General features: G+C 61.5%; 7 protein-coding genes and 1 pseudogene. 6 read left to right on the top strand and 2 right to left on the bottom strand.

Going from position 1 to position 10,570, the window contains the following annotated elements; translation table 11 throughout:
• The first annotated feature begins 296 nt into the window (after positions 1 to 296).
• The 3 genes from AC1DWT_RS07525 to AC1DWT_RS07515 all read left to right on the top strand — a co-directional run bounded on the left by AC1DWT_RS07525 (position 297) and on the right by AC1DWT_RS07515 (position 3,509).
• Positions 297 to 674, top strand: coding sequence for a hypothetical protein (locus AC1DWT_RS07525; protein WP_477920101.1), 378 nt, complete (start codon positions 297 to 299; stop codon positions 672 to 674).
• Positions 675 to 739: 65 nt separating this feature from the next.
• Complete coding sequence (locus AC1DWT_RS07520) at positions 740 to 979, top strand: alanine racemase C-terminal domain-containing protein (protein WP_477920100.1); 240 nt, start codon at positions 740 to 742, stop codon at positions 977 to 979.
• Positions 980 to 1,616: 637 nt separating this feature from the next.
• The gene (locus tag AC1DWT_RS07515) at positions 1,617 to 3,509 is read left to right on the top strand and encodes a gamma-glutamyltransferase family protein (RefSeq protein ID WP_477920099.1); all 1,893 of its coding nucleotides are present in this window, start codon (positions 1,617 to 1,619) and stop codon (positions 3,507 to 3,509) included.
• Between the two features lie 383 nt (positions 3,510 to 3,892).
• Here the strand turns inward: AC1DWT_RS07515 and AC1DWT_RS07510 are convergent.
• Together AC1DWT_RS07510 and AC1DWT_RS07505 are read right to left on the bottom strand one after the other, a co-directional pair.
• Positions 3,893 to 4,626, bottom strand: a pseudogene (locus AC1DWT_RS07510) (transposase family protein); the annotation flags it as partial.
• Positions 4,627 to 5,021: 395 nt separating this feature from the next.
• Positions 5,022 to 6,002, bottom strand: coding sequence for a MurR/RpiR family transcriptional regulator (locus AC1DWT_RS07505; protein ID WP_477920098.1), 981 nt, complete (start codon positions 6,000 to 6,002; stop codon positions 5,022 to 5,024).
• A 417-nt stretch (positions 6,003 to 6,419) separates the two neighbouring features.
• Here AC1DWT_RS07505 and AC1DWT_RS07500 point away from each other — a divergent pair, with 417 nt between their 5' ends.
• The 3 genes from AC1DWT_RS07500 to AC1DWT_RS07490 all read left to right on the top strand — a co-directional run bounded on the left by AC1DWT_RS07500 (position 6,420) and on the right by AC1DWT_RS07490 (position 10,353).
• On the top strand, positions 6,420 to 7,532 hold the full coding sequence (locus AC1DWT_RS07500; protein WP_477920097.1) for a type I glutamate--ammonia ligase: 1,113 nt from the start codon (positions 6,420 to 6,422) through the stop codon (positions 7,530 to 7,532).
• A gap of 64 nt (positions 7,533 to 7,596) precedes the next feature.
• Positions 7,597 to 9,135 (top strand): APC family permease, encoded by a 1,539-nt coding sequence (locus tag AC1DWT_RS07495; protein ID WP_477920096.1) that lies wholly within the window; start codon positions 7,597 to 7,599, stop codon positions 9,133 to 9,135.
• 90 nt (positions 9,136 to 9,225) lie between these two features.
• Positions 9,226 to 10,353, top strand: a complete 1,128-nt coding sequence (locus AC1DWT_RS07490; RefSeq protein WP_477920095.1) for an amidohydrolase family protein — start codon at positions 9,226 to 9,228, stop codon at positions 10,351 to 10,353.
• Positions 10,354 to 10,570 lie beyond the last annotated feature (217 nt).

Here is a 10,570-nt window from a genome sequence, read left to right as displayed (position 1 = left end):
GACTCGGCATCGAACGCCAGGTGCACTCACGGTGCGCGGTTCACTGCCGGTCTACAGCCTGGTGCAGGTCTATCACAGCGCCACGGCCTGCTGGTCGGGCTGAGCCGCCTGCTCGCTGGCTGGCTGATTCATCTGGGATTGCTGATAAGCATCGCTTTCGCGACCCAGACCAGCGCGCTGTTTTCGCGGCAATTGATCATCGTCTGGCCCGTGGAGGGTTTTGTCTAGGAAGCAAAGTATTCTGCCCTTGCACCTGTTCGTCCGTTTGTACCCGCGGATGATCTGCAACGAACGCCATGCCGTCATCATCGGCACTGTGCCCGACCGCCCATGAACTGGCCATAAAGCTGCACGATCTCGACCGTGCGCTGCCGCTCGGATTCATCGCGGCAAAATCAGACAGCGGCCCGGCGCCAAGCATCCTGCCGCTGCTGGGACAGGTGGATGAATTCGCGAAATCATCACCCGCCTGCAGGCGCCGGGTCTACATCGTCCTGCCGATGGTCGAAGCGGCGACGATTGAGGCGTCTCCGCCCGCCAAAATGCGAAGGCTCCTCGAACATCAACCCGCTCGACATGGACGTCGACGTGGTGTGGATACCGAATCTGGGCAGCATGGTCCTGCTCAATCACTCGATCTCGGAAATCGAGCGGATGCCGGCAAGCTGCCGTAACGAAAGCCTGCTCACTTCGCACCCCGGCAGCCTGTTCTGCTAGGACTTGTTCGAACGAAGCTTGGATGAAAGTGTGGAAATTCCGCTCGATGCCCGTGCACGACGGTCAGCAAATGCGTCCACGATGCTTGCCCAACAGAGGGGGAGTGTTTATCGGTGGTCGACGACCTCCGATAATCGGCACTATCGCCATTGACCAAATGCAGATCGACTGCGGGAACGAACCGGTGAACGTCGGTGACGAAGTCACGCTCATCGGCCACAGGGAACCCACGTCATCACGGCGGAGGATCTGGCGTGTTTGACGGACACCATCACCGACGAGATCCTTTGCAACAGCGACATTCGCGTGCTGCGCCGCTACTTGGCTTCGACGTGAATGCCGCATCCCGTCCTGCGCGCTGACCCAGCCGGCGACACTCGACGCAATTCTCGCCGCATCTCGCCGCCACTGTTGGCCACTGTTCGTCCGCGTGTCGCACCGCATACGATGACTTCATCGAACTGATGGACGATCTGGCCGCCGACGTGACCTAGATCGGCGACCGCCGAGCCCCCGGACCGCCGAGGAGGCCGGACTCGACGGACTACAAGTGACCTGCGACCTGTCCGAGTCGGGGTCCGTCACTCTGTGCAGTCCTAGGTACTGATTCCCCGACAGAATAAGGCTGTCGCGCGTCGTTGATCATCCCACAAAAGAGTGACCAACATCAGCTGGTGCTCAATGCGGAGTCACCGGTGCGGCTCAACATGCGCCCCGGAAAGTGTTAGTAGACGACGCCTCTGATGGATTGCTGGGTCGTCGGCGGACGTCGAGGCAAGCCAATGCAGCCTTGGCCAGTTCGCTTCCCCGCATTCAACCGTTGTTTTGTTGGTCGTTTTGAACATCTTATGCAACATTCTGTCAAATGCGTCGCCGGTATCCATTGATATTCTTTCTTCATGAATTTTTCACGCCGGCAAATGATCGTCGGCACATCAGCCTTCCTCGGCACCGCGGCTCTCGCGGCGGGATGCGCAGGCGAAGACACGAAGCCGACGCCCAATGCAGATACGACGAAACCGATTGTGCCTGAGGCTGACACAATACGGGGCGGGCCGCTCGGTATTCCCACGGCTGAGCAGCCAGGCCCAGGAGCATCCATAACTGCCGTCCGCGGCAGCCGGATGACGGGGTGGTCGGGCCAATCACGTTCCGAGATCGTGGCCCGACGGGGGGTGGTGGCCACTAGCCAGCCGCTGGCAGCCCAGGCAGGCTTGAAGATCCTCCAGGAAGGCGGAAATTCGGCCGATGCCGCGATCGCGACCGCAGCGGTACTCGGTGTGGTGGAGCCCAACAGTGCGGGTATCGGCGGTGATTCCTTCGCCATCCACTACGACGCCAAGAGTCGTAAACTATACGGCCTCACCAGTGCCGGATGGTCGCCGCAGGCGTGGTCGGTGGACTATTTCCGCCAGCGGGGCTTCACCCCCAATACGGGTTTCCCCCTCGTAGGGATCGACACCGTTACGGTGCCCGGGGCCGTCGATGGTTGGGATCAATTACTCAAGCGCTTCGGCAGCAGGGGATTCGACGTCGCTCTCGCGCCAGCCGTGGAGATCGCCGAGGAAGGCTTCGGAGTGACCGAGCTTATTCGATCACAATGGGCGGATAGGGCTGAGGTCCTAGCGAAGGACCCGGATTCGACGAAGACATTCCTGCGCGACGGTTCCGCGCCGCCGCTTTACAGCGTCGTCCGCAACCCAGATCTGGCCCGTGCCTATCGAGCCATACAGAGCGGCGGTCGCGATGCCTTCTACACAGGCGAGATCGCACAAGCGATTCTCGCAAAGAGTCAAAGCCTCGGAGGCTCCCTCACGGCAGAGGATCTCTCCGGGTATCGCGGCGAGTGGGTGGACACCATCAGCAGCCCTCATCAGGACTTTGACGTTCACCAACTTCCGCCGCCCAACCAAGGATTCGGCATGCTGCTGATGCTCAACATTCTTGGACAAGTACCACAGGCACTCGGCAAAGACCTCGTCGAGATCGGCCCTCACGACCCTCAGTACTTTCACATAGCGATCGAGGCCAAGAAGCTCGCATACAGTGAGCTGCATCGATACAACGGCGATCCGAAGTTCAACAAGCCGCCGATGCAGAAGCTGCTGTCAGCTGACTTTGCCCGCGATCTGTGTAAGCGCATCAATCTCGACAAGGCCACTCCCCCCGAAGTGCGCGGCGCCAACCCAGGCGATACGGTCTATCTTGCCACCGCAGACCGTTTCGGCAATATGACGTCTTTCATCTACAGCATCTACGATTCATTTGGGTCCGGACTTACAGTACCCAATTTCGGTTTCCCTCTGCACAATCGGGGAGCGCTGTTCAATCTTGATCCTGCTTCTCCGAACGCCGTGGAAGGCCGCAAGCGTCCATTCCACACCCTGATTCCGGGGTTCATAACCCATAAGGACGGACCACCTGCTGTTGCGTTCGGCAACATGGGTGGCCATCAACAGGCACAGGCGCAGGCGATGGAGGCATTCTCGATGATCTCGCTTGGGTACAACCCCCAGGCAGCTAGCGATGCTGCTCGGTTCTATCACAACCAATGGACTGACGAAGTCACTCTGGAACTAGAGCTGTTCAACCTCGCGGGTGACCAGTTGCGCAGTATGGGGCACAAGCTGACCAAGCCGGGATCTTCCTCCATGGGGGGCTTCCAGGCCATCGCCTACACGGCGGAGAAGGCGGGTGATTGGCCAGCTCAGACCGCTGGGGACGGCCCCCTCAACGGCGTCTATCGGGCGGCGTCGGATCACCGCAAGGACGGGCTGGCCGCAGGTTGGTAACTCGGCGACCGAGGCCGTAGCGGTATCCGGTGGTTGTCGTTTGGATCAGTGGGTGTCGGTGATCGACCCAGAGCAGACGTTGAGTGTCGGCGGTCCTGCCCACCGAGGTCATGACCTTGGTTCATTTGCTGGAACCTGAGTGGATCACCTCGGCATCCGATCGTGGCGGCGTACAGGCGGTAGGACGTGGGTGGGGTAGTCGGCAGTGTCTTCGGGTTCGATCTCGGCTGTCGGTCTGAACCTCGCTCGACGAGTTGCGCAGCGGGCGGCGGACGCCGCGGTGTCGACTCGCTCCCGATGCGCGTAGGAGAGCTCGTCTTGGTTCTCGTGGGCGCGGATACGGATCACCGTGGCGAACCGACGGCGTTCTCGTCATGCGGGATCGCCGACATCATCTTGTGTCCGTAGAACGCCGAATCGGCCCGCATCAACACCCCACCCGGTGTCGGCGGGTGCAGGCGGCGGCGTCGGCGTCGGTGACCATCCGCGCTGCCCCGCGCGGGGAACCGGCTCCGCCGCGGCGCAGACGCTGCCCGACGATCACCGGTGCCCGTCCCTCATTGGTGGCGGTGGCGATCAGCGCGTTCACCCCCCGGACCCCCGTATATCCGTAACCGGATCCCTGCTTGGCGTGCCCGTGCACCGGCACGATCGTGGGGGTACCGCCCTGCACGAAGTGCTTGGGGGAGCATCGAGATCGACGAATACGCGCCCAGCTGGTTCGGGGCCATCGACCAGCGGTGTCCGTTCGGCCAAGCCGCACAGGAAGCGGGTGGCTACGGCGTCGAGTTGGCGGACGTGCCCGGAGGTGAACGACCGCAAGAATGAGCCCAGCGTCGACGGGGCATACGGGCGGTCGAAGACCGTCGGCATGGCGCCGTGCCGCAACGCTGCCATGTCGTCGATGTGCCGGCGCCGGAGACCATCCCGGCCACCAGTGCGGACACCTTCCGGCCCGCAGTCGAGCCCTTATCGGTCGGCACCGACACATGCTCGTCTGCCAGGTCAGCGAGCCCACTTTCCTGGGCCAACCCCAACGCCGGAATCAGGTCGACCGAGGCGAGGAGATTGCGGTCAACGCCGCGGCGGTTACCGGCCGGGTATCGGATAGTTGCACCCTAGAGATGCCCTTCGCATCGATCGAACTGGTTCTGTGAGAAGTCCACAGCACGCAAGGGCATCTCGCCGTTCCAACTCACCCGCCCACACTGCGTCGGTGGACCCAGGCTAAGGGTAGGCTAAGTCTTAATCGCGAGGGCGTGTTGGTTCACACTCCGGTCGAGAGTTTGGTAGATCAGGATCGGTCGTGCGAGCGAACCATAAGTTTATGTCGGTAATGGTGTGCACGCGGCAGGTCGTCCAAGGTCCACGTGGACTCATTCGATCCGAAGTTCGTGAACGGCGGCCGGACTGCCGCTGGCTCGGCCTGTGCTGAAACGATTATCTGGCTCTCAAGGGGAGAGGCGTCAGAGAAGTCCGGCCGGCAGTTCGAGTTCTATTGGAGAGCACCGTCTAACGACTCACGGCCGAGTGACCGTCTGGGCGCCGGCGGATGGCGCCGTTCGGCCGCCCAGGGGGCTGCGTCTCGGGTCGATCGAGTTCGACGTATTCAGGCTGCACGAGCTCGCGGCCTCTGTTGCCCTCCCATACCACCATCCTGGCCTTCGCTGTGTCACCGAGCTTCTCCATGACCGGGACCATGAGCAGCTCGGCTAGGAAGAAGGCACTGGCCAGGCTGTCGAAGGGCGATGGTGAAGACACCGCGGTGCGCAAAACCAGGTCGCAATGCGCACTGGCAGGTGACTGTTCGATGTCGGTGATCAGAACGGATGTTGCACCACGGCGTTCTACCTCCGAAGCGAGGTTTACCGTGCTCTGTTCGTAACGCTGCACGTCGCAAAGTACAAAGACGTCTCGTTTGCTGGTGTCGAGTATCCGGCCGAAATCGGCGCCCCAAGGGTCCCGCAGCAGACACACCCGTGGTCGTATCTGCTCCAAGTGGCGGGCGAGGTACTCGGCGAGCACACCGGTGAACCGGCCGCCTATGAGATAGAGCCACCGCGAACTGTCCGCGATCAGATCGATCGCCGCATCGAGGTCCGCGGCCGGAATGGCGGCGAGAGATGTCAGCACGATCTCCGACAGTTGCTCGGCCCTCTGGGTGAGCAGCTCGGCATTGGATCCTGGCTCGGACTGCCATCGGGCTCGCGACAACGGGCTGCTTGAATCACGCGTCAATTCGGCGCGCAGCTCCGCTTGCAGATCTGAGAAGCCACCGAATCCCAGGTTCTGAGCGAAGCGGACAACAGTCGGTGGGCTGACTGACGCACTGCGTGCGAGGTCAGCAACGGTACCCAGTCCCGCGCTCGGGTAATCGGCCAACAATGCACGGGCCACTCGTCGCTCTGCCAGTCGTAGTGACTTGAGCTGGTCGTGTGCTCGCTGAGCGATCGTCTCCGGAGGTATCGGATTCGCATTCATCGAAAACATCATTGCAGGTGGCTGCTGTCGGGCACAGCTTCGCGAAGTCGACACCCCTGAACTCTTCCACAATCGATGTGATCGATGTAACTTGTATTTCACGGCAGGCCGATATCGGCTCCTGTGAAACAAAAACTACACGTTTGGTGGTCGGTTCACAGTCCCGATCGCTTCTGGAGGACCCCTATGCCCGTCATCTATCCCATGCCGATACTCGCCGATGAGGACCAGCGCGAATGCATGTCGCTGCTCGAGCGGAGCGGTACTGCACTCGTCATCGGGTCGATCGTCAACGCAGCTGGATATGCGCACGCAAAGGCCGTTCCTGCCTCACGCGCATTGTCGTTTCATCGGTCTGGCATCGGAGCAGGGCCCACGTGGACCGTCTTCTGCATCGACAACGCCGTCGCCCTCACCGACAAGTTCGGAGTGGTTGGCGATCTGCGGGTACGTGCCGACCTGACTGCGCTGAAGGTTCTCGACCATTCCGTCGCCTGGGCACCAGGTGAGTTGTTCGACCAGTTCGGCGCGCCCTTGGACTGCTGTGCGCGCGGCCGCCTACGAGAACTGCAGGCCACCGCCGCGGATTCTGGTATCGACGCACTTGTGGGAACCGAACTCGAGTTCATGTTGTTCCCCGAGGACGACGAACTCGACCCACACTCGTGGCAGTCGTATGGTCTGCGCGCTCTGCTCGAGCAAAGCGACATGCTCGTCGACCTCTCCCATGCCCTCAACGACGTCGGCCTGATGACCGAACAGATCCATGCCGAGGCGGGTGCCGGACAGTTCGAGATTTCCTTCCCGCCGGCCGATCCGCTCACTGCAGCCGACAATGTCGTACTTGCACGCATCGTTATCGGCAGGGTCGCGCGCCGCTACGGGTTACGCGTGTCCTTCTCGCCGTTGCCCACACCCGAAGGTGCAGGAAATGGGGCACACCTGCACATGTCCCTGACACGCAATGGGCAACCATTGCTCTCCGGTGGCACGGAAGTGCATGGGTTGACATCGGACGGAGCGGCAGCGCTCGCGGGAATCGTCACAGGGCTCCCCGACCTGATGGCGATCTTCGCCGGGTCCGTTCTATCGAGCCACCGATTGCAACCCGGACGTTGGTCCGGAGCGCACGCATGCTGGGGCCTCGAGAATCGCGAGGCAGCGGTGCGCCTATGCGCAGCGACACCCGCCAACCCGCACGGCGCGAACATCGAGCTCAAATGCGTTGACCCGTCGTCGAACCCGTATCTGTCCGTCGCGGCCATGCTTGGCCTCGCATTTGATGGCATTCAGAATATCGCCGAACTTCCCGCGGAAGTCACGGTAGACCCTGCCTCACTCGCGCCAGGAACAGTCGCCTCACTTTCCGAGAGTCAGCAACACCGGCTCGACCGCTTGGATCATTCGAAACTCGCACGATCGATCCTCGGAGACTCGATTGTCGAAACCACACTGGCGGTTCGGCGTCATGAACACGACGCACTCGCCCACCTTGATCTCGAGCAACTCACCGAACGCGTGCGCTACTGCTGGTCATTCTGACCGAGCCCGGGGGGAGACAATCCCACGGCCCGCCACCAGGGCCTCTTCTCATCGAGGATGAACTATGACGCACGACCAACCCGAACAGAAATCACGCCTCCCCTTGTGGGTTGCCGCAGCCCTTTCGCTCGCGACCGTCGGGCCAACGCTTGCCATGTCCGGCAACGGGCAAGGGGTAGCAGCCGGCGTCGGCAAGGGTATTCCGCTCGTCTTCCTGATTGGCCTGATCGGCATCTCACTCATCGGCTACGGATTCGTCCGCCTTACCCGGCACCTCAATCACGCCGGAAGTGTCTACGCCCTGGTCGGGGTCACCATCGGACCCCGAAGTGGATTCTTCGCCGGCTTTGCGATGCTCGGCGCATACCTGGGCTTCAGCATCGGAATCGCAGCGCTGGTATCGAACTACACCAACGTCTTCCTTACCTTCCTCTACAGTGGTAGCGATCATCCACCCCAGGTCTCCTGGTCCGCCGTGCTCCTCGTCGAACTCATCCTCGCCGGTGCCCTCGCCGGACGGGACACCAAGCTCATCGGGCGCATCCTGATGGCCATCGAAGGCCTAGGCATCGTCTTCATGCTCGTTCTCGTCGCCGTCATCTTCGGTAAAGGCGGGGCGGAAAACACTGGGATCGACTGGTCGGTCTTCACATTCTCCGGCGGTGTCGGATTCGCGCAGGTCGTCCCCGCAATTGTCGCAGCGTTCCTGTCCTGGGCAGGGTTCGAAGCGTGCGCGTCCCTCGGCGAAGAAACCGACAACCCTCGCCGCAACATCCCCCGCGCCCTCGCCGGCACTCTGATGCTCACCGGTGTGATGTTCGTCGTCGTCATGTTCGCCCAGACCATCGGCTTCGGAACCGACGCCGAGGGCATCGCAGCCTTCGCCAGTTCAGGCAACACGCTCGGCGACCTCGGGGTGCGCTACATCGGCACCACCTTCGGCCTGATCCTGATCTTCACAGCGATCATTTCGGCATTCGCCTGCCTGCTCGCCTCGGTGACGAGCGCCGGGCGACTCCTGTTCGCCTTCGCTCGCGACGGCTTCGGCCCACAGCGCCTTGCCAGGCTCGATGGACCCGGTGGAACACCCCGCACCGCAATGTGGCTCGTTTTGGCGGTCGTTGCAGTCACCAACATGGCCGTCTGGGCGACCGGTTGGCCCACGTTGGGCACGGGCATCCCGTCCCTTGACGCCTACATCCTCTTCGCCACGGCCGGTGCAGTGGCCCTGATGCTGGCCTACCTCCTCGCGGAAGTCGCAGCCATTGCATTCGTCACCCGCGCACGATTCCGGGCGCTCGATCGAGCAGGATCACTTCTACTTGGAGTACTGCTGCCAGCGCTCGGCATCGCGTTCATCGCCGTGGTCCTGTGGTACAACATCAAGGACCAAAGCAACCCGTGGAACCTGCCCGCAAACTTCGGAATAATCTGGGCAACAGTGGGTCTCATAATCTCGGTCGTGGCTAGAAAGGCCGCCGAGCGCATGCGGGTTTCTCTTGCCGAAGAACTCGGACTGGAACCGGAACTACCAATCGACCCGCAAGGGCGCTCGCCCGAGCAGAGCCCGGATGGAGGGATTCCTCAGCGCACGGGTTCCTAGGTTCGATCGACATCGGTGACAACGCGGAACATACTGGCGGTAAACGGGTTACCGCCACATGAAAACAAGGACCGAACGAGGACAGATCGCATGAGCATTACCACTGAGCTGCAACTAATCGACCACCACTGCCACGGGCTAATGCCCACAAACCTGGCAGACGACGAGTTCAGGCTCCTCGGAACCGAATCGGACTGGCCTGGCCCGGCAGGAACCGACAGCCTCGACTCACCATTCGGCCTGGCCGTCCGTAAAATTTGCGCGCCACTGCTGGGAGTCGAGCGTAACGCCCCACTCGACGAATACCTCGTCCGCCGAAGAGAACTCGGGCATGAACAGGTGCACCGCCGCCTCATGGCGTCCACTGGCACAGCGCGGTATCTGGTTGATACCGGATTCACCGCCTCGCCCGTCGGCGGACCAGCAGAGATGACAACTATCACCGGCACGCCGGCCGATGAAATTCTGCGACTCGAACGCGTCGCCGAAGAGGTCGCCCCGACCAGCACAGCAGAGGGCTTCGCTGAACACTTCCGCGAGGCTTTGCACACACAATCACGCAGGGCCGTGGGCCTGAAATCAATTATCGCCTACCGCTACGGCTTCGACATCTCCCCACAACCGCCCACAGAATCCGAGGTCCGCTACGCCGCGGGGGAGTGGTTGCGGCGCAGCGAGGCCTCGGGTAGCTACCGAATAGATGAACCCGTCTTGTTGCAGTTTCTGTTGTGGGAGGGAATCGAAACACGCCTCCCGATCCAGATGCATACCGGATACGGGGATGGGGACGTCCAACTATTTCGGGCCGACCCGTCACGAATGACGAAATTCCTTACTGCCACCCGAAATACCGGGGCGCAGTTCATGCTTCTCCACTGCTACCCGTTTGTGCGCGAAGCGGCGATTCTCACGCAACTTTTTCCCCACGTCTACTGCGACGTTGGCTTGGTGTCGCACTATCTCGGACCAAGCAGTGGTACCGCAATCCGCCACGTCATGGAGATCGCGCCTTTCGGCAAGATCCTTTACTCCTCAGACGCGTATGGTCTTGCCGAACACTATGCTGTCAGCGCTCAACAATGGCGGCGTGAACTCGGTCGGTTCCTCGACGAATGGATCGCGGACGACTGGGTAAGCACAGCTGACGCAGAGCGCTTCGCGACAATGATCGCCTCAGGAAACGCGGAACGCGTCTACGGGCTCAAGCCGGCCCAATGATTTATGCGAAATCTGACCAAGTCTCGCTGTCCTCACTGAAAGAATGGGTGCACTCCTCTCATGCTTGACCAGGTTCGTGACCACGTATCGACCGAAACAGACACAACTCTGTGCGACGACGCATTCGCGTTACTCGCATCGGAGATGCCTGCTGCGCGACTATTGCGAACCGAGTTGCACCAGCATCCCTGTCTCTCAGGTGACGAAGGACGCACCC

The sequence above is a fragment of the Rhodococcus sp. P4_B6 genome (assembly GCF_056402215.1).
The sequence above is the reverse complement of the archived record's forward strand: the minus strand, read 5'-3'. Positions and strand labels throughout refer to the sequence as shown.